The organism is Phytobacter sp. SCO41 (assembly GCF_003073275.1).
Classification (GTDB): domain Bacteria; phylum Pseudomonadota; class Gammaproteobacteria; order Enterobacterales; family Enterobacteriaceae; genus Phytobacter; species Phytobacter diazotrophicus.
The window spans coordinates 596345-620458 of record NZ_CP027225.1; the positions used below are offsets into that span (position 1 = coordinate 596345).

A 24114-nucleotide genomic window follows, 5' to 3' on the forward strand; every position below is an offset into this window, starting at 1 on the left:
GGCACGGCCTGTCAGATTATGCAGTTACAAAAATTAGTCAATATGTTTGGTGGGGATCTTGCCCGTCGTCATGGACAAAAGGTTCATAAATTGACGCTTCACGGCGGTTTTAGCTGTCCGAATCGGGATGGCACCATCGGCCGGGGCGGCTGTACGTTCTGCAATGTCGCTTCTTTTGCCGATGAAGAGCAGCAGCATCGTTCGATTGCCGAACAACTGGCACATCAGGCGAACCTGGTGAATCGCGCTAAACGCTACCTCGCCTATTTCCAGGCTTACACCAGCACCTGGGCCGAAGTACAGGTGCTGCGTTCCATGTATCAACAGGCAATAAGCCAGGCCAGCATTGTTGGCCTGTGTGTCGGTACACGCCCGGACTGCGTACCCGAGGCGGTGCTGGATTTGCTAAGCGAATACAAAGATCAGGGGTATGAAGTCTGGCTGGAGCTGGGTCTGCAAACCGCGCACGATAAAACGCTGCACCGTATTAACCGTGGGCATGATTTCGCCTGTTACCAGCGAACCACCCGTCTGGCCCGCGAGCGCGGGCTGAAAGTCTGTAGCCACCTTATTGTCGGTTTGCCGGGGGAAGGGCAGTCGGAATGCCTGCAAACGCTCCATCGCGTGGTAGAGACTGGCGTAGACGGTATCAAGCTGCATCCCCTGCATATTGTGAAGGGCAGCATTATGGCCAAAGCCTGGGAGGCGGGCCGTCTGCAGGGTATTGAACTGGAAGACTACACTGTCACCGCCGGGGAGATGATTCGCGCCACGCCAGCGGAGGTGATTTACCATCGCGTCTCTGCCAGCGCCCGTCGCCCGACGCTTCTGGCGCCGTTGTGGTGCGAAAATCGCTGGACGGGAATGGTTGAGCTGGATCGCTATCTTACTGAACATGGTGTGCAAGGTTCCGCAGTGGGTCGCCCCTGGATCCAACCGTGACGGTTGCCTGGCTCCGCATTTTTCGCACAACCTTCAACGTGTTGCTCAGAATTGGGTATTATTGAACGGAATTGTTTAAGGAAATCGCTATGAAGCAAATCCGTTTACTGGCGCAATATTACGTCGACCTGATGATGAAGCTCGGGTTGGTTCGTTTCTCCCTGTTACTTGCCCTGGCGCTGGTGGTACTGGCTATCGTCGTACAAATGGCGGTGACGATGGTCTTACAGGGGCAGGTGGCGAGCATCGACGTCATTCGCTCTATCTTTTTTGGCTTGTTAATTACCCCCTGGGCGGTCTATTTCTTATCGGTTGTCGTTGAGCAGCTTGAAGAGTCACGTCAGCGCCTGTCGCGGCTGGTGGACAAGTTGGAAGAGATGCGCGACCGCGACCTCAAACTGAATATCCAGCTTAAAGACAACATCACCCGGCTCAACCAGGAGATGGCGGATCGCGAGAAAGCCGAAGCTGAACGTCAGGCGACATTTGAGCAGCTTAAAGTGGAGATGCAGGAGCGCGAGCAGACGCAGATTCAGCTTGAACAGCAATCCACCTTTTTACGCTCTTTCCTTGATGCCTCCCCGGACCTGGTTTTCTATCGCAACGAAGACAAAGAGTTTTCCGGCTGTAACCGGGCAATGGAACTGCTGACGGGCAAAAGCGAGAAGCAACTGATTAACCTTAAACCACAGGATGTCTACGCGCCGGAAGCGGCGGAGAAGGTCATTGAGACCGATGAGAAGGTGTTTCGCCACAATGTTTCGCTGACCTATGAGCAGTGGCTGGATTATCCGGATGGACGCAAAGCCTGTTTTGAAATTCGCAAGGTGCCCTATTATGACCGCGTAGGTAAGCGCCACGGCTTGATGGGCTTCGGGCGTGATATCACCGAGCGTAAGCGCTATCAGGACGCCCTGGAGCGTGCCAGCCGCGATAAAACCACCTTTATCTCTACTATCAGCCACGAACTGCGCACGCCGCTTAATGGCATCGTCGGGCTGAGCCGTATTCTGCTGGATACCGATTTAACGGCCGAGCAGGAAAAATACCTGAAAACCATCCATGTCTCTGCCGTCACTCTGGGCAATATCTTCAACGATATTATTGATATGGATAAAATGGAGCGTCGTAAAGTCCAGCTCGATAACCAGCCGGTGGATTTCACCAGCTTCCTCGCCGACCTGGAAAACCTTTCCGGCCTGCAGGCGCACCAGAAAGGTCTGCGCTTTGTCATGGAGCCTGCCCTGCCGTTACCGCATAAGGTGGTCACTGACGGCACGCGGTTGCGGCAGATCCTGTGGAACCTTATCAGCAACGCCGTCAAATTTACCCGTGAGGGGCAAGTCACCGTCCGTGTGCGCTATGACGAAGGCGATATGCTGCACTTCGAGGTCGAAGATTCCGGGATTGGTATTCCTCGCGAAGAGTTGGATAAAATTTTCGCCATGTATTATCAGGTGAAAGATAGCCATGGCGGCAAGCCTGCTACCGGTACCGGGATTGGTCTTGCGGTATCGCGTCGCCTGGCGAAAAACATGGGCGGTGACATTGTTGTTACCAGCCAGCCGGGCAAAGGTTCGATCTTCACCCTGACCGTTCACGCGCCTGCGGTGGCAGAGGAAGTGGAAGATGCGTTTGAAGACGATGATATGCCGCTGCCAGCGCTGCATGTGCTGTTGGTGGAAGACATTGAGCTTAACGTGATCGTTGCCCGTTCCGTACTGGAAAAGCTGGGCAACAGTGTGGATGTGGCGATGACCGGTAAAGCCGCACTGGAGATGTTCAAACCTGGAGAATATGACCTGGTACTGCTGGATATTCAGTTGCCGGATATGACCGGGCTGGACATTTCGCGCATCCTCACCAGCCAGTTTGCCCGCGACGATTTACCGCCGCTGGTGGCGCTTACCGCCAACGTACTGAAAGATAAAAAAGAGTATCTGGATGCAGGGATGGACGACGTCTTAAGCAAGCCGCTGGCGGTCCCGGCATTAACTGCCATGATTAAGAAATTCTGGGATGCGGGCGAAGAAGAGGAGAAAGACGCAATGTCTGTTACCGAGGGTCAAAAATCACAAAACCTGCTGGATATCCCGATGCTTGAACAGTATATCGAGCTGGTCGGGCCGAAGCTGATCACCGATGGGCTGGCGGTATTCGAGAAAATGATGCCGGGCTATCTGAGTGTACTGGAGTCTAACCTTACCGCGCGGGATCAAAAAGGGATCGTCGAAGAGGGGCATAAGATCAAAGGTGCCGCGGGATCGGTCGGTCTTCGCCACCTGCAACAACTGGGTCAACAAATTCAGTCACCCGACCTGCCTGCCTGGTGGGATAACGTCGGTGAATGGGTTGAAGAGATGAAGCAGGAATGGCAGCACGATGTTGACGTCTTGAAAGCGTGGGTGGCAAACGCTGGAAAAAAATGACCCCGGATTAACCGGGGTGCGCGAATACTGCGCCAACACCAGGGAAATCGTGGCTGCGCCGTAAAGTTATCTATTTTTTATCAAGGGCGCAGTCGGGAAAATTTGAACTGCACGCACATAAGATAGCAAATCTTAAAGTATTTGTTACATGAATCAGCGAAATGTGTGAAGCGTAGCGCCCTTATCAAAATTTTTAATTATCCCGAGTACGTTGCATAGAGGATGAGCAAAATGAAAAAAATCGGTGTTGTTCTCAGCGGATCAGGCGTTTATGACGGATCGGAGATCCATGAAGCGGTCATCACCCTACTGGCGATCGCTCGCGAAGGCGCTGAGGCTGTATGTTTTGCACCGGACAAGCCCCAGACCGATGTCATTAATCATCTTACGGGTGAACCGATGGGGGAAAGCAGGAACGTGCTGATCGAAGCGGCCCGAATTGCTCGCGGTGCGATCCTTCCTATCGCGCAGGCATCAATAAACGATCTGGATGCGCTGATCGTTCCTGGCGGATTTGGCGCAGCGAAAAACCTGAGCAGCTTTGCCAGTCTCGGTAGTGAAAGCGTGGTCGATCCGGATCTGAAACGACTGGCTCTGGAGATGCACCAGGCGGGGAAACCGCTCGGCTTTATGTGCATTGCACCTGCGATGCTGCCAAAAATCTTTGCTTTCCCGCTGCGTCTGACGATTGGCACGGATATCGATACCGCTGAAGTACTGGAAGATATGGGGGCTGAACACGTGCCTTGCCCTGTCGACGACATTGTGGTCGATGAGGACAACAAAGTGGTGACCACGCCGGCGTATATGCTGGCGCAGAATATTGCGGAGGCGGCCGCCGGGATCGAAAAACTGGTCTCTCGCGTTCTGGTGCTCACTGAATGAGAGGGGCGCGTGGCCCGCTAATGGCGAAAATCAAAAAGCTATTACTCCGGGTGGTGCTGGCGCTGGGCATTTTCTGGGGCGGCGGTATTCTTCTGTTCAGTTTTTTGCCGGTGCCGTTTTCAGCCGTGATGGTCGAACGGCAGTTTGGGGCGTGGCTTACCGGGGATTTCGGCTATGTCGCTCACTCGGACTGGGTCGGCATGGATGAGATCTCACCCTGGGCGGCGCTGGCGGTGATTGCCGCCGAAGATCAGCGTTTCCCGGACCATTGGGGGCTGGATTTTGGCGCGATTGAAAAAGCCTTATCGCACAATGAACAGCATGAAAATCGTATTCGTGGTGCGTCAACCATTTCCCAGCAGACCATTAAAAACCTGCTGCTCTGGGACGGTAAAAGCTGGGTGCGTAAAGGCTTTGAAGCGGGATTAACGCTGGTCACGGAGGCTGTCTGGACCAAGCGGCGTATTCTGACGGTCTATTTGAATATTGCTGAATTTGGCGATGGCATCTTTGGTGTGGAAGCCGCTTCGCAGCGTTACTTTCATAAACCCGCCAGCAAGTTGACGATGGCTGAGGCGGCATTGCTGGCGGCGGTATTGCCAAACCCGGTACGTTTTCGCGCGGATGCGCCCTCAGGGTATGTGCGCAGCCGTCAGGCGTGGATTATGCGCCAGATGCGTCAGCTTGGCGGAGAAGAGTTCCTGGAACGCAATAAACTGCATTGACGATACCCTCTCCATTGGGAGAGGGAAAACCCGTGCAGTCAGTCTTCATCAAACCCGGCAATAAAAAGCGCAATGACGGCCGCCAGCGCTTCTTCTTCCTGGGGGCCTGTCGCTTCTATCTCTATCTGCCGGCCCTTGGCGGAGTCCAGCATGAGTAGCGCAATCACGCTATTGGCCTCGGCTTCGGTTCCTTCGTCGTTACGCAGCAGCACCTCAGCATCAAAGCCCTGAACCAGTTCAAACAGTTTCATCGCCGGGCGGGCGTGCATACCCAGCTTATTGGTGATTTCCACAGTTTGTTTTACGGTCATGTTTTCCGTTTTTCCAGCGTACGATGACGAGACTGAACGTTTTTACCGCGCGAGCGAAAATAGTCCGCAAGCTGTTCAGCCACATAGACGGAACGGTGTTTACCGCCGGTACACCCAATCGCCACCGTTAAATAGCTGCGATTATTGGTTTCCAGCATTGGTAGCCACAGTTCGAGATAACTGCGGGTCTGGTAGATAAAATTGTGCACTTCCGTATGTCTGTCAAGGAAGGCGGCAACCGGTTTATCCAGCCCGGTCATTGGGCGTAATTTCGGGTCCCAGTGCGGGTTAGGCAAGAAGCGTACGTCAAACACATAGTCGGCATCGATAGGGATACCGTGCTTAAAGCCAAAGGACTCGAACACCATCGTCAGCTCGCGCTCGCGTTTACCCAACAGGCGGGTGCGGAGCATCTCGGCGAGCTCATGAACAGACATTTCCGATGTATCGACGATGAGATCCGCGCGTGAGCGCAGTGGCTCCAGCAGATTGCTCTCTTCATCGATGGCGCTTTCCAGAGACAGGTTTTTGCTGGAAAGAGGGTGCAGACGACGCGTGTCGCTGTAGCGGCGGATCAAGGTGTTACGATCGGCATCCAGGAACAGCAGTTGCGGTGAGAAATAGTCCGGCAGGCTGCTCATCGCCTGCTCAAAAATTTCCGGGGATTCCGGCATATTACGCACATCGATGCTGACGGCGGCTGACGTCTGGCGGTCAGCCAGCGTTCTTGCCAGCTCTGGCAACAGGACGACTGGCAGGTTATCGACGCAGTAAAATCCCATGTCTTCCAGGGCGCGCAGGGCCACTGACTTACCAGAGCCCGAACGACCACTAACGATCATCAGGACCATGAGCCAATTCTCCTCAGAACCAATGACAGAAAGGCGGCTGTTGCGTTACGCATCGTCATTTTCGCCTTCTGTCAGCGTGATGATCTGATACAACTCCTCATCGCTTTGCGCTGAGCGCAGGCGGCGGCAGATGGTTTTGTCCGCCAGACGCTTGGCCACCAACGAAAGCGTATGCAGGTGGGTTTTGGTCTGATCGGCGGGAACCAGAAGCGCGAAGAGCAGATCGACTGGCTGGTTATCAATGGCATCGAAGGCGATAGGTGTTTCCAGTTGTACAAAAACACCAACGGCACGAAGAGTATCTTCTTCGAGTTTTCCGTGAGGGATGGCGATACCGTTACCAATGCCGGTACTGCCCATTTTCTCACGCGTCAGGATCGCTTCGAAGACCACTTGTGGTGGCAGGCTCAACTGCTTTGCAGCCAGTTCACTGATAATTTCCAGGGCACGTTTCTTGCTCTGGCAGTGAACGCCACTACGGGTACATTCCTGGTTAAGGACATTGCTCAATTGAAGAGCGGAATCGTTGTTCATCATAATTTCACCTAAGCGTCGCCAGTGCAGACACCCTGCCGGGTTGCGGCAGGGTGATACGCGCCAGACGAGTGCCCGGACAATTAGTGTTGTTTCAGTTTATCTTTATGTTTCGTGAGCTGCCGCGCCAGTTTATCAATTAAACCGTCGATAGCAGCATACATGTCTTGTCCTTCCGCACTTGCATGAATCTCCCCTCCGTTTACGTGCAGGGTCGCGTCCGAGATATGAGTCACTTTCTCCACTTTCAACACAACATAGACCTGATTGATCCTTTCGAAATATTGTTCGAGTTTGGCAAATTTCGCGGTGACGAATTCGCGCAGGGCCTCGGTTATCTCGACGTTATGTCCAGTGATATTAAGCTGCATAGTGTCTTCCTTATCGGTTAGGTCACACCAGCTGTTTGCGCTGATTAGACGGCGGAATGGATAAAGACTCTCGATACTTCGCAACGGTTCGCCGCGCTACCATAATACCCTGATCTGAGAGCATGGTAGTCAGCTTACTGTCACTCAACGGCTTCGCAGGATTCTCTGCGGCAATTAATTTCTTCACCAGTGCACGGATAGCCGTTGACGAGGCTTCGCCGCCGCCTTCGGTATTCACATGACTGGAGAAGAAATATTTAAGCTCAAAGATGCCACGCGGACTGTGCAGATATTTTTGGGTCGTGACACGGGAAATCGTTGATTCATGCATCTCGACGGCCTGAGCGATATCGGCCAGAACCATCGGTTTCATAAACTCTTCGCCTTGCTCGAAAAACGCCTGCTGCTGTTCAACAATGCAGCGGCTTACCCTTAACAGGGTGTCATTCCGGCTCTCAAGGCTTTTGATCAGCCATTTCGCTTCCTGCAGATTGCTGCGGATAAACTGGCTGTCGGCATCGTTACGCGCCCCACCGCACATAGCGGCGTAGTGCTGGTTGATTTGCAAACGTGGAATGCTGTCGGAGTTCAGCTCGACCGTCCAGCGCCCATTGTGCTTGCGCACCAGCACGTCAGGAATGACATATTCGGGCTCGCCGGTCTGGATTGACTGGCCAGGGCGTGGATCAAGAGACTGGATTAAATTGACCGCCTCTTTTAGCACATCTTCTTTCAGACGTGTGACGCGCATCAGCGTACGGAAGTCATGGTTAGCGAGCAGATCCAGGTGATCGCTGATGATTAAACGCGCTTCATCGCACCAGGGGGTCTCTTTGGCAAATTGAGAGAGTTGGATCAACAGGCAATCGCGCAGATCCCTGGCCGCAACACCGACCGGATCGAAACGCTGAATACGTTTCAGTACCGCTTCGACTTCATCCAGACCGATCTCTTCATCACCCATGCTTTCCAGGATGTCTTCCAGGGGAACGGTGAGATAACCCGTGTCATCAACAGCGTCGACAATGGAGGTCGCAATGGCGCGATCGGTATCCGAGAAGGGGGTGAGTTCCACCTGCCACATCAGGTAATCCTGTAGCGACTGGGTGGTCTCTCCCTGGTAAATAGGCAGTTCATCGTCAAGGTAATCGGTGCTGCTACCGGAAGGGGTGCCAGCGGTATAGATTTCGTCCCAACTGGCATCCAGGGGCAACTCTTCGGGCATCTCTTTTTGCTCGAGAGCGTCAACCGTGTCCAGCCCTTCATTGTCCTGGGATTGTTGTGCATCCACTTCTTCGTGAAGATCGGTTTGCTCAAGCAATGGATTACTTTCCAGAGCTTGCTGGAGTTCTTGCTGAAGTTCCAACGTGGACAGTTGCAGCAGGCGAATAGCCTGTTGCAACTGTGGCGTCATGGCTAGCTGTTGGCTGAGCCTTAATTGCAAACCTTGCTTCATATTCAGAGCAGTACTCTCCGACTAAACACGTCAATAAACCCTACCCTATCAGAGTCTGAAGTCTTCCCCAAGATATACGCGCTTAACATGTTCGTCTTCAAGGATTTGCTGAGGCGTACCGTGCGCGATCAAATGCCCCTGGCTGACAATATAAGCCCGCTCACACACCGCCAACGTTTCGCGAACGTTGTGGTCGGTAATCAACACGCCAAGTCCGCTATCACGCAGGTGCTCAATAATGCGCTTGATATCAATAACCGATATCGGGTCAACGCCAGCAAACGGTTCATCCAGCAGGATAAATTTCGGGTTTGCGGCCAGCGCGCGAGCAATTTCGACACGACGACGTTCACCACCAGAAAGCGCCTGCCCCATATTGTCGCGCAGATGTTCAATATGGAACTCTTCCATCAGCTCGTTCGCCCGATCCACACGCTGTTCGGCTGTGAGATCGTCGCGAATTTGCAGTACCGCCATGAGATTGTCAAATACGCTCAGGCGCCGGAAAATAGAGGCTTCCTGCGGCAAATAGCCGATACCGCGACGTGCCCGGGCATGTAGCGGCAGCAGACTGATATCTTCATCATCAATGATGATATTGCCCGCATCACGCGACACGATGCCAACGACCATGTAGAACGTCGTGGTTTTACCTGCACCGTTAGGACCGAGCAGCCCGACAATTTCGCCTGAATTGACTGTCAGACTGACATCTTCCACCACACGACGACCTTTGTAGGCCTTGGCGAGATTCTTTGCAGTTAATGTTGCCATAACGAATTAGTTACTCTTTTTTTGCGCCGGAGCCGGAGCCGGGGTTTTATTGTTGCTCTTATCCTGCAACTGCGACGGCACCAGAACCGTCGTCACGCGTTTGCCTTTATCGCTGAAAGCCTGCATTTTCTGCTCTTTCACCAGATAGGTAATTTTGTCGCCCGTGATGTTGCTATCAAGCTGTTCAAGGTAAGCATTGCCTGTCAGGACCACGAAATCTTTTTCCAGCTCATAGTGCATCTGGGAGGCGTGGCCTTTCACAGGTTTGCCGTTATCCTGCATCTGATAAAAGGTGGCAGGATTACCGTAACCATCAATGATTTCTTTACCTTGTTGGCCGCCGGGGCGTGTTACCACAACCTTGTCGGCATTGATTTTGATGGTGCCCTGGGTCACGACAACATTACCGGTGAAGGTCACCACATTCCCCTGCATATCCAGCGCCTGCTGATCGGAGTCGATATGGATCGGTTGCTCGGTATCGCCGGTCACCGCAAGCGCCGGAAGACTGGCGGCAAAAAGGACACTGGCCAGGGCAAAATTAAGGCTGAGTTTGTTTGTTCTGAATTTCATAGGAGCTTCTAACCTTTTCAATAAGCTCGGCGTTTTTGCTGCGTAAATTGCCGCGCATTTTCAGGCCGGTGGAATTAAATGTTGTTCCGTATAACGTAACTTGATCATCAGAGGCGACATCCTGCGTGATCAGGTTTATCTGTGCATTATCCGTCGTAATTTTTCGCAGTTGAGCATCCGCGGTCAGGGCGTTGACCTCAACATGTCCGTAAAGGTAAAGCATCCGGTCATTGGTCAGCTTCGCTTTATCCGCCTTAATGGACCACTCGGGAATTTTATCTTTGTCGAAAGTTGTTAGCACCGGCTGGGTAAACCAGGTGATTGCATCAGCGGAATAATATTCAACATGCTGTGCTATCAGCCGATAGTTCAAGGCACCTTCCGGACTGTAGACTACCGTATCGGTATGCTCGCTTTTATACGTTGGGTCAGTATTGTTAACGGTCACTTGTTCTGGCTGTTCGCGATCGGCCAGATTCACCCCAATCAGTATCAGTGCGACCAGTGACAGCACAATGATGACCCAACGTCTGGTTTTACTCATATTGATTGCCCTTTGGCCTCATCAAGCTTGCCTTGCGCCAGCAATAACAAATCACACACTTCACGAACCGCACCACGCCCGCCTGCTGTACGGGTGACATAATTCGCCCGAGGAATGAGCAACGGATGCGCATCCGCCACCGCCACGCTTAAACCGATTTCAGCCATCACAGGCCAGTCGATGAGGTCGTCTCCCACATACGCAACGTGTTCCGGCGTCAGCGAAAGTTTGCTCAATAACTCGCGATAAGCCAACAACTTATCTGATTGCCCTTGATAGAGGTGCGTAATGCCCAGCGTTTCGCAGCGGTCTTCCATCAGTTTAGCTTTTCGGCCAGTAATAATGGCAACCTCAATGTCGGACGTTAATGCACAACGGATACCGTAACCATCGCGGACGTTGAACGCTTTCAACTCTTCTCCATTATTACCCATGTAGATAGATCCATCAGATAAAACACCATCTACATCAAGAATTAACAGCTTAATTTTTTCTGCCTTCGCCATTACCTGCGTACTGACGGGTCCGTAGCATGTCGCAAGCGACGCTCCAACCTTACTCATTCTTCGATCCTTTTTCACACCACGCCCGCGCGCAGCAAATCATGCATATGTAACACACCCAGCAATTGGTCGCCATCGGCAACCAAAACAGAGGTGATATGGCGGGACTGCATCAAATTGAGCGCGTCCACCGCCAGTGTGCCAGGACGTACGCGAATACCGCCTGGCGTCATGACCTCAGCAATGCCTAAATTTCGCACATCTACGCCCATATCAAATACACGGCGTAAATCGCCATCAGTAAAAATGCCTTCGATTTTCATCAGATCGTCGCAAATAACCGTCAGGCCTAAATTCTTGCGCGTGATTTCGAGCAGGGCGTCACGCAGCGTTGCCTCTTTACTCACATGCGGAATTTCATCCCCGGTATGCATGATGTCATTGACCCGCAGCAGGAGCTTACGCCCAAGCGCACCGCCAGGGTGGGAAAGCGCAAAATCCTCTGCTGTAAAACCCCGGGCTTTCAACAGCGCGACGGCCAGGGCATCTCCCATGACCAGTGCGGCGGTAGTACTGGATGTCGGTGCCAGCCCTAATGGACAGGCTTCTTGCGGCACCTTCACGCACAGATGAATGTCAGCCGCGCGGCCCATACTGCTGTCCGGACGGCTTGTCATACAGATCAGAAAGACTTTGAGTCGTTTGAGCACCGGGATCAACGCCAGGATCTCATTCGACTCACCGGAGTTCGACAGCGCGATCACCACATCCTGCGAACCGACCATACCCAGATCGCCATGCGCCGCTTCTCCCGGATGAACAAAGAAAGAAGAGGTCCCGGTACTGGCGAATGTTGCGGCCATTTTGCGGCCGATGTGACCGGATTTTCCCATTCCCATTACGACGACTTTGCCGCTGCAATAGAAAATTTTCTCGCAGGCCTGTGCAAAATCCTGATTGATGTATTGATCAAGCTGAGCCAGGCCTTCACGTTCAATTTGCAAAACGTCCCGGCCAGCCTGCTGAAAGTCGAAGCCCGGTTGCAGATCGATATGCGACATAAATGTGTGTCCAGTTATCCTGTCAAACGCGGCGTAACCCAGTACAGTAGTGCCAACCAGGTGATAAAACCGCCTAATAATAATGCGCCAGTTCCTTTGCCTGTCTGCTGCTTACGCCGCCAGCAGGTGAGGGCAAAAATGACGCTCACCAGTAACATCACGCCGTAATCTCGCGTAAAAGCCAGGCTGTTAAAATGACCCGGCGCTATCAGTGCGGGTAAACCCAGCACCAGCGTGATGTTGAAAATATTCGAGCCGATGATATTACCGATCGCAATATCGTCTTCTCCTTTACGTGCCCCGGCAATAGCTGTCGCCAGTTCCGGCAGCCCGGTCACAATGGCAATCACCGTCAGGCCGATGGTTAATTCGCTCATCGCGAAATAGTTTGCGACCACCGTGGCATTGTCTACGACCATACGCGTTGACATCGGCATAATGATGAGTGCAACGCCAAGCCACAAGAATGCCACTGACAGGCTGCCGCCACGGGGCAACTCTGCAACTTGTTCACGTGTTAGCGTATCGCTACCTTGCAGTTCAGCCAGACGGGCGATTTTAACAATGTATACCAGCCATAGCACGGCCAGCAGAAGTAAAAACAGGCCGTCCAGCCGGGTAAGTTGCCCGTCAAACAGGACGAACCCTGCCAGCATGCTGGTTATTAACATTAGCGGCAATTCACGGCGCAGGATATCGGAATGGACGGTAAATGGGTGCAGAAGCGCAGCGAGCCCAAGAATCAACAGAATATTGGTGATATTAGAGCCAAGGGCCGTACCCAGCGCCAGATCAAGCTGACCATGCATGGCGGCAGCAACGGAGACAATCATCTCCGGAAGAGAGGTGCCGATACTCACCACTGTCATCCCAATGAGTAACGGTGGAACGCCCAGACTGCGGCATAAAATCGAGGCGGCGAATACCAATCGGTCAGCGCTGTATACCACTAACAGTAAACCAATAATTAACAGCGCCGTCGCTAAAAGCATCTAAAGTCCTTTCTTGAGGTATAATCTGCCGGTCCGCAGGCTGCGATTGCCGGGGAAAACCGGGAATTTTAAGCGGCGTAGAGAATTCTTAATTTTGACTTTATGCGGCTCAAAAGTAAAACAAATGCCAGCTTTCGCTAACTCATACGGGTAATATTCTGTAAAAATGGTGGGTTCTTGCTGTTATCCGGCATCATGCTTAGACCCAATCAAGGCTTATAAGGAAGAAAGAATGAGCCAGACTGTGGCGAATCTGGTCGATATCCGTGGCGTGAGTTTCTCCCGTGGAAGTCGGCGTATTTTCGACAATATCTCGCTGACGGTGCCGCGCGGTAAAATTACCGCCATCATGGGGCCGTCCGGGATTGGTAAAACAACGTTGCTTCGTCTTATTGGTGGACAGATACCGCCAGACGCGGGTGAGATCCTCTTTGACGGCGAGAATATCCCCGAGATGAGTCGCTCCCGGCTGTTTACCGTGCGTAAACGGATGAGCATGTTGTTCCAGTCCGGCGCATTATTTACTGATATGACCGTGTTCGATAATGTCGCCTATCCGCTGCGCGAACATACGAATTTACCGGCTGCGTTGCTGAAAAGTACGGTCATGATGAAACTGGAGGCGGTAGGGCTGCGCGGTGCGGCAAAACTCATGCCTTCTGAACTTTCTGGCGGGATGGCGCGTCGTGCGGCGCTGGCAAGGGCTATCGCGCTGGAACCTGATTTAATCATGTTCGACGAACCTTTTGTCGGCCAGGATCCTATTACCATGGGTGTGCTGGTGAAGCTTATCTCTGAACTGAATAGCGCGCTGGGCGTAACCTGTGTTGTCGTCTCGCATGACGTGCCGGAAGTGCTGAGCATCGCCGACTATGCGTATATAGTTGCAGACCGGAAAATTGTGGCGCAGGGCAGCGCGCAAGGCTTGCAAGAAAACGCCGACCCTCGTGTCCGTCAGTTCCTCGACGGCATTGCTGACGGACCCGTGCCGTTCCGCTATCCCGCAGGTCAATATCAATCCGATTTATTTGAGACAGGGAGTTAAGCCACTCATGTTGTTACATGCACTGGCGTCGCTTGGACATCGCGGGATTAAGACGATCGCGACGTTTGGCCGCGCTGGTTTAATGCTCTTCAACGCGCTGGTCGGTAAGCCGGAATTTGGCAAACACGCGCCGTTGCTGGTGCGCCAACTCTATAATGTGGGTGTCCTGTCGATGCTCATTATTATCGTGTCCGGCGTCTTTATCGGCATGGTGCTTGGCTTGCAGGGTTATCTGGTGCTGACGACCTACAGCGCGGAAACCAGTCTGGGAATGCTGGTGGCACTCTCCTTGTTGCGTGAGCTGGGGCCCGTTGTCGCTGCGCTGCTATATGCAGGGCGTGCGGGGTCTGCACTGACTGCGGAAATTGGCCTGATGCGCGCGACTGAGCAACTTTCAAGCCTTGAAATGATGGCTGTTGACCCACTGCGGCGCGTGATTTCCCCTCGCTTTTGGGCGGGTGTTATCTCCTTGCCATTGCTGACGATTATCTTCGTTGCAGTTGGTATCTGGGGCGGCTCGCTGGTGGGTGTGAACTGGAAAGGAATCGACTCAGGGTTCTTCTGGTCGGCGATGCAAAATGCCGTCGACTGGCGACTGGATCTGGTGAACTGTCTGATTAAGAGCGTCGTCTTTGCTATCACTGTAACCTGGATTGCTTTATTTAATGGTTACGACGCGATCCCGACTTCTGCTGGGATCAGTCGGGCAACGACGCGTACCGTTGTGCACTCTTCACTGGCCGTTCTTGGTCTGGATTTTGTGCTCACCGCATTGATGTTTGGGAATTGAGTTCATGCAAACGAAAAAAAGTGAAATTTGGGTAGGCATTTTTCTGTTACTGGCGCTGCTGGCGGGGCTGTTTATCTGCCTGAAAGCGGCCGATGTCGCCTCTATGCGCACCGAACCGACGTATCGCGTGTACGCAACCTTCGACAACATTGGCGGTCTGAAAGCACGCTCGCCGGTCCGTATTGGTGGCGTAGTGGTTGGCCGTGTTGCGGATATTGAACTTGATCCGAAAACCTATCTGCCGCGCGTCGCGATGGATATCGAAGAACGTTATAACCAGATTCCGGATACAAGTTCGCTGGCTATTCGCACGTCAGGTTTGCTGGGTGAGCAATATTTGGCTTTGAACATAGGTTTTGAGGATCCTGAGCTGGGAACTTCTATGCTTAAAGAAGGCAGCACAATCCAGGATACGAAATCCGCCATGGTGCTTGAGGACCTGATCGGACAATTCCTTTACAACAGTAAAGGCAGTGACAATAAGAATTCTGGCGATGCGCAGTCAAAACCGCAGGATGATACTTCCAGCGCACCGTCTGCTGGTAAGACGAATTAACGAGGAGAGTTGACGCATGTTTAAACGTCTATTAATGGTTGCCATGCTGGTTATCGCGCCACTTGGGCTCGCCAACGCGGCGGAGCAAGCTAATCCATACAAAGCAATGCAGGAAGCGGCAAAGAAAACATTTGATCGCCTCAAAAATGAGCAGCCGAAGATTCGCGCGAATCCTGATTATTTACGTGATGTGGTTGACCAGGAATTACTGCCATACGTCCAGATTAAATATGCCGGTGCTCTGGTACTGGGACGTTACTATAAAGACGCAACGCCTGCGCAGCGCGAAGCCTACTTCGCTGCTTTCCGTGAATATCTGAAACAGGCCTATGGCCAGGCGCTGGCAATGTACCACGGTCAGACATATGAGATTGCCCCGGAGCAACCGCTGGGTGATGCCACGATCGTGCCGATCCGTGTGACTATTATCGATCCTAACGGTCGTCCGCCAGTGCGTCTGGACTTTCAATGGCGCAAAAACACGCAGTCCGGTAACTGGCAGGCGTATGACATGATTGCCGAAGGGGTGAGTATGATCACCACCAAGCAAAATGAATGGAGCGACCTGTTGCGCACCAAAGGTATCGATGGTCTGACCGCGCAGTTGCAGTCCATTTCTCACCAGAAAATTACTCTGGACCAGAAGAAATAATGACGCCGCAATTAAGCTGGGTGCGTGAAGGTGAACGGCTGGTGTTGCAGGGCGAGCTCGATCAGGATGTGCTGAATCCTCTGTGGAATGCTCGTCAGGAGGCAATGAAAGGGACAACCTGCATCGATCTTCACGCCGTATCGCGCGTTGATACTGCTGGTGTAGCGCTATTAATTCACCTGATTGCTCAGGGGAAAATTCAGGGTCACCAGGTTTCACTCGAAGGGATCAGCGAGAATTTGCAGACGCTTGCAGCATTATATAATTTGCCTGCGGACGTATTGCCTCGCTAATTTTTTCAGTACGTTACTCTTTAAAGCCTCGTTTGGTATACCAACGGGGCTTTTTGCTTATTTAAGACCGCCTCACTTTCCTCTAAGATGTGGGGCTGTTTTCACTATCAGATGAAATTAACGCCCATGGAAAATCATGAAATTCAGACAGTGCTGATGAACGCACTCTCTCTCCAGGAAGCCCACGTCACTGGCGACGGCAGTCACTTTCAGGTTATTGCTGTGGGTGAGATTTTTGACGGCATGAGCCGGGTCAAAAAACAGCAGGCCGTGTATGGCCCATTAGCGGAATATATAGCGGACAACCGCATTCACGCACTCTCGATCAAAGCGTATACCCCGCAAGAGTGGGCACGCGATCGCAAACTAAACGGTTTTTGAGCTACGGGTATTACGCCCGCAGCGCGTGTGAATTCTTAACAGAGATCAGATGAATGGATAAGTTTCGTGTACAGGGGCCAACCCGGCTCCAGGGCGAAGTCACAATTTCAGGTGCTAAAAACGCCGCGTTACCGATCCTTTTTGCCGCACTGCTGGCAGAAGAACCGGTAGAGATCCGCAACGTTCCGAAACTGAAAGACATTGATACCACCATGAAGCTGCTGAGCCAGCTGGGTACCAAAGTTGAACGCAACGGTTCAGTCTGGATCGATGCAAGCAAGGTTAACGTATTCTGCGCACCTTACGATCTGGTCAAAACCATGCGTGCCTCTATCTGGGCGCTGGGACCACTGGTCGCGCGTTTTGGTCAGGGACAGGTTTCCTTACCGGGGGGCTGTGCCATTGGCGCGCGTCCGGTAGATCTGCATATCACGGGTCTGGAACAGCTTGGTGCAGAAATTAAGCTGGAAGAAGGTTATGTCAAAGCGAGCGTTAATGGTCGTCTGAAAGGCGCGCATATCGTCATGGATAAGGTCAGCGTTGGCGCGACCGTCACCATCATGACGGCGGCAACCCTGGCTGAGGGGACAACTATCATCGAAAACGCCGCGCGTGAGCCGGAAATCGTTGATACTGCAAACTTCCTCAATGCGCTGGGTGCGAAAATCAGTGGTCAGGGCACTGACCGTGTCACCATTGAAGGCGTTGAGCGTCTGGGCGGCGGTGTCTATCGTGTGCTGCCGGACCGCATTGAAACAGGCACCTTCCTGGTAGCTGCCGCAATCTCTGGTGGCAAAATCGTCTGCCGTAACGCGAAACCCGATACCCTTGACGCCGTGCTGGCTAAGCTGCGCGAAGCCGGTGCGGAAATCGAAGTGGGCGACGACTGGGTAAGCCTGGATATGCATGGTAAGCGTCCGAAGGCCGTCAACGTGCGCACTGCGCCGCACCCGGCGTTCCCGACAGACATGCAGGCACAGTTCACATTGCTGAACCTGGTTGCGGAAGGCACGGGTGTGATCACCGAGACGATCTTCGAAAACCGTTTTATGCACATCCCGGAACTGATTCGTATGGGCGCGCATGCGGAAATCGAAAGCAACACCGCGATTTGTCACGGCGTTGAAAAACTCTCCGGCGCGCAAGTGATGGCGACCGACCTGCGCGCGTCTGCAAGCCTCGTGCTGGCGGGTTGTATCGCGGAAGGGACGACAATCGTGGATCGTATTTACCATATCGATCGCGGTTACGAACGCATTGAAGACAAGCTGAGTGCGCTGGGCGCCCATATTGAGCGCGTAAAAGGCGAATAATCTCTCTTTGCACTAAAACCCCCAACCCGTTTCGGGAAGGGGGTTATCCTGTTTATTTTGGCTTCCTTTGCCGCATCATGCTGGTTCTGTCGATAAATTCATGGGTTACGGGATCGTGATAGCGCGATGGCCATATCACCCAGGGATCGGTATCCAGCGCGCGGGCAATGATGAGCTCTCCTTTTGGCCAGGAGCGTGTTAGCGCGTTCGCCAATGTCGATGAACTCAAACCACACTTGCGTGATTCTGCGGCCAGTGATGTCCCTTTTTTGTGCAGTCCGGCAATGATATCCGCCGGGTGCCAGTCAATGAATTTACTTTCCATTTTCTCTCCCTGGTGAAAGCCATTAAAACGCTATGGCAATATTCTATTGCTTAACATGCCTATATAAGAGCTTTTGCTCTAAAAAGTTCAAGTAAGAGTGATAGCTTTAAGAATCCATCAAGGCTGAAAAACATGGGTTTTTGAATCTAAGTTGATTTTTATAGGAACTTATTGGCGCTTTCCCGTTTCCAGCGGGAAAGCGAGGTGATCAGTGATCGCGTTGGACCGCGATATGGGCCAGGCCAATGAGGGCTTCACGCCATGGGGAGTCCGGAAGAATCTGTAGAGCAGCGATAGCTTTATCCGCCTCTTCCTCCGCGCGACGACGCGTCCATTCCAGCGAACCACAGGCTGCCATAGCTTCCAGAACAGGTTCCAGAAGATGTCGTCCGTTGCCCTGCTCAATGGCTTCACGAATCATTTGTGCCTGCTCTGCAGTGCCATTGTGCATCGCATGCAGCAAGGGGAGAGTCGGTTTACCTTCGTTGAGGTCATCGCCGGTGTTTTTACCCAGCGTTTCACCATCTGCACTGTAGTCCAGCAAATCATCGATGAGCTGGAAGGCAGTACCCAGATAGCGGCCATAATCCTGCAACGCTTTTTCTTGTGCGTCACTGCAACCCGCCAGTAAACCAGAACACTGGGCTGCCGCTTCAAACAGACGCGCGGTCTTGCTGTAAATTACGCGCATGTAGTTCTCTTCGGTGATGTTCGGGTCATTGACATTCATCAACTGCAGAACTTCACCTTCGGCTATTACATTCACCGCTTCGGACATGACTTCCAGTACTTTTAGCGAGCCAAGGCTGGTCATCATCTGAAAGGCGCGGGTGTAAATAAAATCACCGACCAGTACGCTGGCCGCGTTACCAAACGCAGCGTTAGCGGTAGCTTTGCCGCGGCGCATATCTGATTCATCCACAACATCGTCGTGAAGCAGCGTCGCCGTGTGGATAAATTCGATTAACGCGGCGATGGTCACATGCGCGTTGCCTTCGTAGCCAACGGCACGCGCTGCCAGTACGGCAATCATTGGACGGATACGTTTACCGCCGCCGCTAACAATGTAATAACCCAACTGGTTGATTAGCTGAACATCAGAGTTGAGCTGTTGCAGGATTGTCGCATTAACACCCGCCATATCTTGCGCGGTTAACTCATTGATTTTTTCTAAATTCATCGCAAAAGCCGGGCTTTCAGTCCTGTTTACCACATATCAAAATGGGATAACGAAGGGTTACGGGTTAGAATAGTATTGTTGATTGTACTGAAAAAACGCGCCAGATAAACGTTACCCTACGCATTGTGTTTTTTTTCTGCATGGATTGACGATCGCTCTTGTCAAAGGCTCGCGTTTTGCGTAATATTCGCGCCCTATTGTGAATATTTATAGCGCACTCTGAATCACACGATGATGTGCGCGGAAGCGGAGTTTTTTATGTACGCGGTTTTCCAAAGTGGTGGTAAACAACACCGAGTAAGCGAAGGTCAGACCGTTCGCCTGGAAAAGCTGGACATCGCAACTGGCGAATCTGTTGAATTCGCTGAAGTTCTGATGATCGCAAACGGTGAAGAAGTCAAAATCGGCGTTCCTTTCGTTGATGGCGGCGTAATCAAAGCTGAAGTTGTTGCTCACGGTCGTGGCGAGAAAGTTAAAATCGTTAAGTTTCGTCGTCGTAAACACTATCGTAAGCAACAGGGCCATCGTCAGTGGTTCACTGATGTGAAAATCACTGGCATCAGCGCCTAAGACCTGAGGAGTAGATTTAAATGGCACATAAAAAGGCTGGCGGCTCAACTCGTAACGGTCGCGATTCAGAAGCTAAACGCCTCGGCGTTAAGCGTTTCGGTGGCGAATCCGTTCTGGCGGGTAGCATCATCGTTCGTCAACGTGGCACCAAATTCCACGCTGGTACTAACGTAGGTTGCGGTCGTGACCACACTCTGTTTGCTAAAGCAGACGGTAAAGTGAAATTTGAAGTTAAAGGCCCGAACAACCGTAAATACATCAGCATCGTTGCTGAGTAAGTTTTTCGTGGTCCGGTAACGGATGAAAGCCCCGCAACACGTTGCGGGGCTTTTTACATTAGAAGTCCGGAAAAGTTTCTGTAGGGAAAACGGGCATGAAGCAGCAGGCTGGCATTGGTATTCTTTTGGCGCTCACCACCGCAATGTGTTGGGGTGCACTGCCAATTGCAATGAAACAGGTGCTGACAGTGATGGAACCCCCGACGGTGGTGTTTTATCGCTTTCTAATGGCGAGCATTGGCCTGGGGGCCATTCTGGCCGTTAAAGGCAAGCTTCCACCGCTGCGTATCTTTCGTAAGCCGCGCTGGCTGGTAATGCTGGCTATTGCGACGGGCGGTCTGTTCGGTAACTTCATCCTGTTTAGTTCTTCCCTGCAATATCTTAGCCCCACGGCGTCCCAGGTGATTGGTCAGCTTTCACCGGTCGGCATGATGGTAGCCAGCGTCTTTATCCTGAAAGAGAAGATGCGCGGGACGCAGGTGATAGGCGCAATTATGTTGCTTTGCGGTCTGGTCATGTTTTTCAATACCAGCCTGATAGAGATTTTTACCAAACTGACTGACTACACCTGGGGCGTTATTTTCGGTGTCGGGGCGGCAACGGTTTGGGTCAGTTATGGTGTCGCGCAAAAAGTATTATTGAGGCGTCTGGCTTCACAACAGATACTCTTTTTGCTGTACACTTTATGTACGATAGCGTTACTGCCGTTAGCCAGGCCCGGAGTGATTTCCCAGCTCAGCAACTGGCAACTTGCGTGTCTGTTTTTTTGTGGCCTGAATACACTGGTTGGCTATGGCGCGCTGGCGGAAGCAATGGCGCGCTGGCAGGCCGCGCAGGTAAGCGCGCTCATCACCCTGACGCCGCTGTTTACGCTGTTTTTTTCAGATTTATTATCAATGGCCTGGCCCGATGTTTTCGCCAGACCGATGTTAAACCTTATCGGTTATCTCGGTGCGTTTGTCGTGGTTGCGGGAGCAATGTATTCCGCCATTGGCCATCGTCTTTGGGGACGCTGGCGCAAGCGCGAAGTGATTGTCACTTTGCCCCGCTCAGGCGAATGAGTTACGGAGAGTAAAATGAAGTTTGTTGATGAAGCGGTCATCCTGGTCGTGGCGGGTGACGGTGGTAACGGTTGTGTGAGCTTCCGTCGCGAAAAATACATTCCTAACGGTGGCCCGGATGGCGGTGACGGTGGTGATGGTGGCGACGTCTGGCTGGAAGCAGACGAGAACCTGAACACCCTGATTGACTACCGCTTTGAAAAATCTTTTCGCGCTGAACGTGGGCAGAACGGTCAAAGCCGTGACTGCACGGGTAAACGCGGTAAAGATGTGACGGTGAAAGTACCCGTGGGCACGCGTGTGATTGACCAGGGCACTGGCGAAACCATGGGCGATATGACCAAACACGGTCAGCGTCTGATGGTGGCGAAAGGCGGCTGGCACGGTCTGGGTAATACCCGTTTCAAATCATCCGTTAACCGTACGCCGCGTCAGAAGACGATGGGTACGCCGGGTGATAAACGCGACCTCATGCTGGAGCTGATGTTGCTGGCGGATGTGGGGATGCTGGGTATGCCGAATGCGGGCAAATCGACTTTCATCCGTGCGGTCTCTGCGGCAAAACCTAAAGTGGCTGACTATCCGTTTACCACGCTGGTGCCAAGCCTTGGCGTCGTGCGTATGGATAACGAAAAAAGCTTTGTTGTCGCGGACATCCCGGGGCTGATTGAAGGGGCATCCGAAGGTGCCGGTCTGGGCATTCGCTTCCTCAAGCATCTTGAGCGCTGCCGCGTATTGCTGCATCTGATCGATATCGATCCGATTGATGGCTCTGATCCGGTTGATAACGCGCGGATCATCATTGGCGAGCTGGAAAAATACAGCGAAAAACTGGCGGCTAAACCGCGTTGGCTGGTCTTCAATAAAATTGACCTGATGGACAAAGCCACAGCAGAAGCCAAAGCCAAAGAGATCGCCGAAGCATTGGGCTGGGAAGATAAATATTACCTTATCTCTGCGGCCAGCCAGCAAGGTGTTAAGGATCTCTGCTGGGATGTGATGACCTTTATCATCGAAAATCCGATCACTCAGGCGCAGGAAGAGAAGCAGCCAGAGAAAGTCGAGTTTATGTGGGACGATTACCACCGTCAGCAGCTTGAAGAAAATGAAGAAGACGACCTGGACGATGATGACTGGGACGAAGATGACGAAGAAGGCGTTGAGTTCATCTATAAGCATTGATTCTGCTACTTCCCCACAGGCGCAAGCCTGACGGGGTTACAGGCACTCTGAGCCGGGAAAGCGTTAACGCTACCCGGCTTTTTTATTAATTGTTCTGGTAGATATCTTTGTACAGACGGCTTTCAAAGCGAACCAGTGGAATACGGCGGTTACGCTGATCGGCGGGTTCTACCGCATAACCTGACAGATATTGCACGAAGGCCATTCGCTGCCCACTGGCGGTAGTAATAAAGCCTGCCAGATTGTAAACGCCTTGCAGTGAACCTGTTTTAGCGGAAACCTTGCCGTCCACACCAGCCTCATGCAGGCCCGCGCGATACTGCAATGAGCCATCATAGCCCGCAAGCGGTAGCATAGAGATGTAGTTAAGCTCGCTGTCATGCTGGGCAATATACTGGAGTACCTGCATCATAGTGGCAGGGGCAATCAGATTATGGCGCGACAGGCCGGAGCCATCCGCAATGATCGTGTTTCCGATATCCACACCGGCTTGCTGACGCAGAATTTGACGAACAGCATCAGAACCAGCGCGCCAGGTTCCCGGTACGCCAAAGTGGGCATGACCAATCATGCGGAAAACGGTATCGGCAATCATATTGTCCGATTTTTTCAGCATGATTTTCAGCAAATCGTGCAAAGGGGCTGATTGCGTGCTGGCGATAACTGTACCAGGTTCGTTGACTTGGGTCTGGCGCAGCAGGGTCCCCGTATAGGTAATGCCTGCATCTTTGAGTTCTGCCTTGATTATGGCCCCCGCATAACTGGCGCCGTCCTGAATAGCAAAAGCCAGCGGAAGCGGGTCAGTACGTTGTGGCAGGCAGCCGGTGAGCGTGAAGCGGTTTAAATCGCCTGGTACAACATCCAGTTCGCAGTATTGCCCTTCGGATGAGCCGCGTGCCAGTGTACGAACCTGGCTGAACATGTTCACGGGGTAGTACGATGCGACGCGGATATAGGCGAGGTCTCCGGGTTTCTGCGCGCTGTATAACGAAACAGAGAAACAGTTGCGGTCGACAATAGCGGCGGCGGGTGGGGCGCTGAAACACTGGGTCATGTCGTTCCAGGGCCAGCCGGGGGCTTTGTCATGGCTGGCAAAAATCGATGTATCGATGAGAACATTACCCTCGATTTTTTGCACACCGGATTTTTTCAGGATAGCGACCATATTGCGGATATTCTGACGTTTTAACGTCGGATCGCCGCCAAATCTCGCTACTAAGTCCCCTTTCAATACACCATCGGTAACCGTACCTTTACTCTCCAGCGTGGTGGTGAAACGGAAATCAGGGCCAAGCTGTAATAAAGCAGCCAGCGCGGTAATGACTTTTTGCGTACTCGCCGGTAAAGCCATTTGCTTGCCGTGATAATCGATGTCCGGTTCTTGTGCACCTACCTTTTGCACCATGAGGGCAAGGTTCGCGCCGTCCGGTAATTGGTTAATGTACTCGTCGACATTCGCGGCCTGGGCATTCAGGGCTATACTTGTGGTCAATCCGATGAAAAATCTGGAAAATCGCATAATCTCGCGCTAACAACC

General features: G+C 52.5%; 29 protein-coding genes. 15 read left to right on the forward strand and 14 right to left on the reverse strand.

Going from position 1 to position 24114, the window contains the following annotated elements; all coding sequences use genetic code 11:
- The first annotated feature begins 18 nt into the window (after positions 1 to 18).
- The 4 genes from C5523_RS02940 to mtgA all read left to right on the forward strand — a co-directional run bounded on the left by C5523_RS02940 (position 19) and on the right by mtgA (position 4981).
- Complete coding sequence (locus C5523_RS02940; protein ID WP_039077442.1) at positions 19 to 942, forward strand: TIGR01212 family radical SAM protein; 924 nt, start codon at positions 19 to 21, stop codon at positions 940 to 942.
- Between the two features lie 89 nt (positions 943 to 1031).
- Positions 1032 to 3371, forward strand: coding sequence for an aerobic respiration two-component sensor histidine kinase ArcB (arcB, locus tag C5523_RS02945; protein WP_039077443.1), 2340 nt, complete (start codon positions 1032 to 1034; stop codon positions 3369 to 3371).
- A gap of 231 nt (positions 3372 to 3602) precedes the next feature.
- On the forward strand, positions 3603 to 4256 hold the full coding sequence (gene elbB, locus C5523_RS02950; protein ID WP_039077444.1) for an isoprenoid biosynthesis glyoxalase ElbB: 654 nt from the start codon (positions 3603 to 3605) through the stop codon (positions 4254 to 4256).
- Between the two features lie 20 nt (positions 4257 to 4276).
- On the forward strand, positions 4277 to 4981 hold the full coding sequence (gene mtgA / locus C5523_RS02955) for a monofunctional biosynthetic peptidoglycan transglycosylase (RefSeq protein ID WP_223878759.1): 705 nt from the start codon (positions 4277 to 4279) through the stop codon (positions 4979 to 4981).
- A gap of 38 nt (positions 4982 to 5019) precedes the next feature.
- Here the strand turns inward: mtgA and npr are convergent, their stop codons facing one another.
- The 11 genes from npr to C5523_RS03010 all read right to left on the reverse strand — a co-directional run bounded on the left by npr (position 5020) and on the right by C5523_RS03010 (position 12951).
- Entirely contained in the window at positions 5020 to 5292 is a 273-nt protein-coding gene (gene npr, locus C5523_RS02960; RefSeq protein ID WP_039077446.1) for a PTS phosphocarrier protein NPr, read from the reverse strand.
- On the reverse strand, positions 5289 to 6143 hold the full coding sequence (gene rapZ, locus C5523_RS02965; protein ID WP_039077447.1) for an RNase adapter RapZ: 855 nt from the start codon (positions 6141 to 6143) through the stop codon (positions 5289 to 5291). The genes npr and rapZ overlap by 4 nt, the downstream gene beginning before the upstream one ends.
- A 45-nt stretch (positions 6144 to 6188) precedes the next feature.
- Positions 6189 to 6680 (reverse strand): PTS IIA-like nitrogen regulatory protein PtsN, encoded by a 492-nt coding sequence (ptsN, locus tag C5523_RS02970; protein WP_039077448.1) that lies wholly within the window; start codon positions 6678 to 6680, stop codon positions 6189 to 6191.
- Between the two features lie 80 nt (positions 6681 to 6760).
- Complete coding sequence (gene hpf, locus C5523_RS02975; protein ID WP_039077449.1) at positions 6761 to 7048, reverse strand: ribosome hibernation promoting factor; 288 nt, start codon at positions 7046 to 7048, stop codon at positions 6761 to 6763.
- A gap of 22 nt (positions 7049 to 7070) precedes the next feature.
- Positions 7071 to 8504, reverse strand: a complete 1434-nt coding sequence (gene rpoN / locus C5523_RS02980) for an RNA polymerase factor sigma-54 (protein WP_071194438.1) — start codon at positions 8502 to 8504, stop codon at positions 7071 to 7073.
- Between the two features lie 48 nt (positions 8505 to 8552).
- A complete protein-coding gene (lptB, locus tag C5523_RS02985) occupies positions 8553 to 9278 on the reverse strand; it encodes an LPS export ABC transporter ATP-binding protein (protein ID WP_108700568.1) in 726 nt (241 codons plus the stop codon).
- 6 nt (positions 9279 to 9284) lie between these two features.
- A complete protein-coding gene (lptA, locus tag C5523_RS02990; protein WP_071194439.1) occupies positions 9285 to 9851 on the reverse strand; it encodes a lipopolysaccharide ABC transporter substrate-binding protein LptA in 567 nt (188 codons plus the stop codon).
- Positions 9820 to 10395, reverse strand: coding sequence for an LPS export ABC transporter periplasmic protein LptC (gene lptC / locus C5523_RS02995; protein ID WP_039077453.1), 576 nt, complete (start codon positions 10393 to 10395; stop codon positions 9820 to 9822). The genes lptA and lptC overlap by 32 nt, the downstream gene beginning before the upstream one ends.
- Positions 10392 to 10958, reverse strand: coding sequence for a 3-deoxy-manno-octulosonate-8-phosphatase KdsC (gene kdsC, locus C5523_RS03000; protein WP_039077454.1), 567 nt, complete (start codon positions 10956 to 10958; stop codon positions 10392 to 10394). The genes lptC and kdsC overlap by 4 nt, the downstream gene beginning before the upstream one ends.
- Positions 10959 to 10972: 14 nt before the next feature.
- The gene (gene kdsD / locus C5523_RS03005; protein ID WP_039077455.1) at positions 10973 to 11959 is read right to left on the reverse strand and encodes an arabinose-5-phosphate isomerase KdsD; all 987 of its coding nucleotides are present in this window, start codon (positions 11957 to 11959) and stop codon (positions 10973 to 10975) included.
- A 14-nt stretch (positions 11960 to 11973) separates the two neighbouring features.
- Positions 11974 to 12951 (reverse strand): calcium/sodium antiporter, encoded by a 978-nt coding sequence (locus tag C5523_RS03010; protein WP_107223875.1) that lies wholly within the window; start codon positions 12949 to 12951, stop codon positions 11974 to 11976.
- 232 nt (positions 12952 to 13183) lie between these two features.
- On the opposite strand from C5523_RS03010, the gene mlaF reads away from it, so the two are divergent.
- The 7 genes from mlaF to murA all read left to right on the forward strand — a co-directional run bounded on the left by mlaF (position 13184) and on the right by murA (position 17981).
- Positions 13184 to 13996 carry a phospholipid ABC transporter ATP-binding protein MlaF gene (mlaF, locus tag C5523_RS03015; RefSeq protein ID WP_108700569.1) on the forward strand — a complete coding sequence of 271 codons (813 nt, stop codon included), beginning with the start codon at positions 13184 to 13186 and terminating at the stop codon, positions 13994 to 13996.
- A gap of 7 nt (positions 13997 to 14003) precedes the next feature.
- On the forward strand, positions 14004 to 14786 hold the full coding sequence (gene mlaE / locus C5523_RS03020) for a lipid asymmetry maintenance ABC transporter permease subunit MlaE (RefSeq protein ID WP_039077458.1): 783 nt from the start codon (positions 14004 to 14006) through the stop codon (positions 14784 to 14786).
- Between the two features lie 4 nt (positions 14787 to 14790).
- Complete coding sequence (mlaD, locus tag C5523_RS03025) at positions 14791 to 15342, forward strand: outer membrane lipid asymmetry maintenance protein MlaD (RefSeq protein ID WP_039077459.1); 552 nt, start codon at positions 14791 to 14793, stop codon at positions 15340 to 15342.
- A 16-nt stretch (positions 15343 to 15358) separates the two neighbouring features.
- Positions 15359 to 15994 carry a phospholipid-binding protein MlaC gene (gene mlaC, locus C5523_RS03030; protein WP_039077460.1) on the forward strand — a complete coding sequence of 212 codons (636 nt, stop codon included), beginning with the start codon at positions 15359 to 15361 and terminating at the stop codon, positions 15992 to 15994.
- Positions 15994 to 16287 carry a lipid asymmetry maintenance protein MlaB gene (gene mlaB, locus C5523_RS03035; protein ID WP_039077461.1) on the forward strand — a complete coding sequence of 98 codons (294 nt, stop codon included), beginning with the start codon at positions 15994 to 15996 and terminating at the stop codon, positions 16285 to 16287. Before mlaC ends, mlaB begins: the two co-directional genes overlap by 1 nt.
- Before the next feature lie 126 nt (positions 16288 to 16413).
- The gene (ibaG, locus tag C5523_RS03040; RefSeq protein WP_039077462.1) at positions 16414 to 16668 is read left to right on the forward strand and encodes a BolA family iron metabolism protein IbaG; all 255 of its coding nucleotides are present in this window, start codon (positions 16414 to 16416) and stop codon (positions 16666 to 16668) included.
- A gap of 53 nt (positions 16669 to 16721) precedes the next feature.
- Positions 16722 to 17981, forward strand: coding sequence for a UDP-N-acetylglucosamine 1-carboxyvinyltransferase (murA, locus tag C5523_RS03045; protein ID WP_039077463.1), 1260 nt, complete (start codon positions 16722 to 16724; stop codon positions 17979 to 17981).
- A gap of 52 nt (positions 17982 to 18033) precedes the next feature.
- Here the strand turns inward: murA and sfsB are convergent, their stop codons facing one another.
- Positions 18034 to 18306, reverse strand: coding sequence for a DNA-binding transcriptional regulator SfsB (sfsB, locus tag C5523_RS03050; protein ID WP_039077464.1), 273 nt, complete (start codon positions 18304 to 18306; stop codon positions 18034 to 18036).
- Between the two features lie 208 nt (positions 18307 to 18514).
- Positions 18515 to 19486 carry an octaprenyl diphosphate synthase gene (ispB, locus tag C5523_RS03055; RefSeq protein WP_039077465.1) on the reverse strand — a complete coding sequence of 324 codons (972 nt, stop codon included), beginning with the start codon at positions 19484 to 19486 and terminating at the stop codon, positions 18515 to 18517.
- 258 nt (positions 19487 to 19744) lie between these two features.
- Between ispB and rplU the strand changes: the two genes are divergently transcribed.
- The 4 genes from rplU (at position 19745) to cgtA (ending at position 22577) form a co-directional block, all read left to right on the forward strand.
- A complete protein-coding gene (gene rplU / locus C5523_RS03060) occupies positions 19745 to 20056 on the forward strand; it encodes a 50S ribosomal protein L21 (protein ID WP_003025032.1) in 312 nt (103 codons plus the stop codon).
- A gap of 20 nt (positions 20057 to 20076) precedes the next feature.
- Entirely contained in the window at positions 20077 to 20334 is a 258-nt protein-coding gene (rpmA, locus tag C5523_RS03065) for a 50S ribosomal protein L27 (protein ID WP_003861831.1), read from the forward strand.
- Between the two features lie 95 nt (positions 20335 to 20429).
- Positions 20430 to 21395, forward strand: a complete 966-nt coding sequence (locus C5523_RS03070; RefSeq protein WP_039077466.1) for a DMT family transporter — start codon at positions 20430 to 20432, stop codon at positions 21393 to 21395.
- Positions 21396 to 21410: 15 nt separating this feature from the next.
- A complete protein-coding gene (gene cgtA, locus C5523_RS03075) occupies positions 21411 to 22577 on the forward strand; it encodes an Obg family GTPase CgtA (protein ID WP_039077467.1) in 1167 nt (388 codons plus the stop codon).
- Between the two features lie 85 nt (positions 22578 to 22662).
- Here the strand turns inward: cgtA and dacB are convergent, their stop codons facing one another.
- Positions 22663 to 24096, reverse strand: a complete 1434-nt coding sequence (gene dacB / locus C5523_RS03080; RefSeq protein ID WP_039077468.1) for a serine-type D-Ala-D-Ala carboxypeptidase — start codon at positions 24094 to 24096, stop codon at positions 22663 to 22665.
- Positions 24097 to 24114: the final 18 nt, after the last annotated feature.

What these genes read in the sequence shown, in the direction of transcription:
- C5523_RS02940 (WP_039077442.1), top strand. Translation starts at nt 19, where the DNA reads ATGCAGTTACAAAAATTAGTCAATATGTTTGGTGGGGATCTTGCCCGT.
- arcB (WP_039077443.1), top strand. Translation starts at nt 1,032, where the DNA reads ATGAAGCAAATCCGTTTACTGGCGCAATATTACGTCGACCTGATGATG.
- elbB (WP_039077444.1), top strand. Translation starts at nt 3,603, where the DNA reads ATGAAAAAAATCGGTGTTGTTCTCAGCGGATCAGGCGTTTATGACGGA.
- mtgA (WP_223878759.1), top strand. Translation starts at nt 4,277, where the DNA reads ATGGCGAAAATCAAAAAGCTATTACTCCGGGTGGTGCTGGCGCTGGGC.
- npr (WP_039077446.1), bottom strand. Translation starts at nt 5,292, where the DNA reads ATGACCGTAAAACAAACTGTGGAAATCACCAATAAGCTGGGTATGCAC.
- rapZ (WP_039077447.1), bottom strand. Translation starts at nt 6,143, where the DNA reads ATGGTCCTGATGATCGTTAGTGGTCGTTCGGGCTCTGGTAAGTCAGTG.
- ptsN (WP_039077448.1), bottom strand. Translation starts at nt 6,680, where the DNA reads ATGATGAACAACGATTCCGCTCTTCAATTGAGCAATGTCCTTAACCAG.
- hpf (WP_039077449.1), bottom strand. Translation starts at nt 7,048, where the DNA reads ATGCAGCTTAATATCACTGGACATAACGTCGAGATAACCGAGGCCCTG.
- rpoN (WP_071194438.1), bottom strand. Translation starts at nt 8,504, where the DNA reads ATGAAGCAAGGTTTGCAATTAAGGCTCAGCCAACAGCTAGCCATGACG.
- lptB (WP_108700568.1), bottom strand. Translation starts at nt 9,278, where the DNA reads ATGGCAACATTAACTGCAAAGAATCTCGCCAAGGCCTACAAAGGTCGT.
- lptA (WP_071194439.1), bottom strand. Translation starts at nt 9,851, where the DNA reads ATGAAATTCAGAACAAACAAACTCAGCCTTAATTTTGCCCTGGCCAGT.
- lptC (WP_039077453.1), bottom strand. Translation starts at nt 10,395, where the DNA reads ATGAGTAAAACCAGACGTTGGGTCATCATTGTGCTGTCACTGGTCGCA.
- kdsC (WP_039077454.1), bottom strand. Translation starts at nt 10,958, where the DNA reads ATGAGTAAGGTTGGAGCGTCGCTTGCGACATGCTACGGACCCGTCAGT.
- kdsD (WP_039077455.1), bottom strand. Translation starts at nt 11,959, where the DNA reads ATGTCGCATATCGATCTGCAACCGGGCTTCGACTTTCAGCAGGCTGGC.
- C5523_RS03010 (WP_107223875.1), bottom strand. Translation starts at nt 12,951, where the DNA reads ATGCTTTTAGCGACGGCGCTGTTAATTATTGGTTTACTGTTAGTGGTA.
- mlaF (WP_108700569.1), top strand. Translation starts at nt 13,184, where the DNA reads ATGAGCCAGACTGTGGCGAATCTGGTCGATATCCGTGGCGTGAGTTTC.
- mlaE (WP_039077458.1), top strand. Translation starts at nt 14,004, where the DNA reads ATGTTGTTACATGCACTGGCGTCGCTTGGACATCGCGGGATTAAGACG.
- mlaD (WP_039077459.1), top strand. Translation starts at nt 14,791, where the DNA reads ATGCAAACGAAAAAAAGTGAAATTTGGGTAGGCATTTTTCTGTTACTG.
- mlaC (WP_039077460.1), top strand. Translation starts at nt 15,359, where the DNA reads ATGTTTAAACGTCTATTAATGGTTGCCATGCTGGTTATCGCGCCACTT.
- mlaB (WP_039077461.1), top strand. Translation starts at nt 15,994, where the DNA reads ATGACGCCGCAATTAAGCTGGGTGCGTGAAGGTGAACGGCTGGTGTTG.
- ibaG (WP_039077462.1), top strand. Translation starts at nt 16,414, where the DNA reads ATGGAAAATCATGAAATTCAGACAGTGCTGATGAACGCACTCTCTCTC.
- murA (WP_039077463.1), top strand. Translation starts at nt 16,722, where the DNA reads ATGGATAAGTTTCGTGTACAGGGGCCAACCCGGCTCCAGGGCGAAGTC.
- sfsB (WP_039077464.1), bottom strand. Translation starts at nt 18,306, where the DNA reads ATGGAAAGTAAATTCATTGACTGGCACCCGGCGGATATCATTGCCGGA.
- ispB (WP_039077465.1), bottom strand. Translation starts at nt 19,486, where the DNA reads ATGAATTTAGAAAAAATCAATGAGTTAACCGCGCAAGATATGGCGGGT.
- rplU (WP_003025032.1), top strand. Translation starts at nt 19,745, where the DNA reads ATGTACGCGGTTTTCCAAAGTGGTGGTAAACAACACCGAGTAAGCGAA.
- rpmA (WP_003861831.1), top strand. Translation starts at nt 20,077, where the DNA reads ATGGCACATAAAAAGGCTGGCGGCTCAACTCGTAACGGTCGCGATTCA.
- C5523_RS03070 (WP_039077466.1), top strand. Translation starts at nt 20,430, where the DNA reads ATGAAGCAGCAGGCTGGCATTGGTATTCTTTTGGCGCTCACCACCGCA.
- cgtA (WP_039077467.1), top strand. Translation starts at nt 21,411, where the DNA reads ATGAAGTTTGTTGATGAAGCGGTCATCCTGGTCGTGGCGGGTGACGGT.
- dacB (WP_039077468.1), bottom strand. Translation starts at nt 24,096, where the DNA reads ATGCGATTTTCCAGATTTTTCATCGGATTGACCACAAGTATAGCCCTG.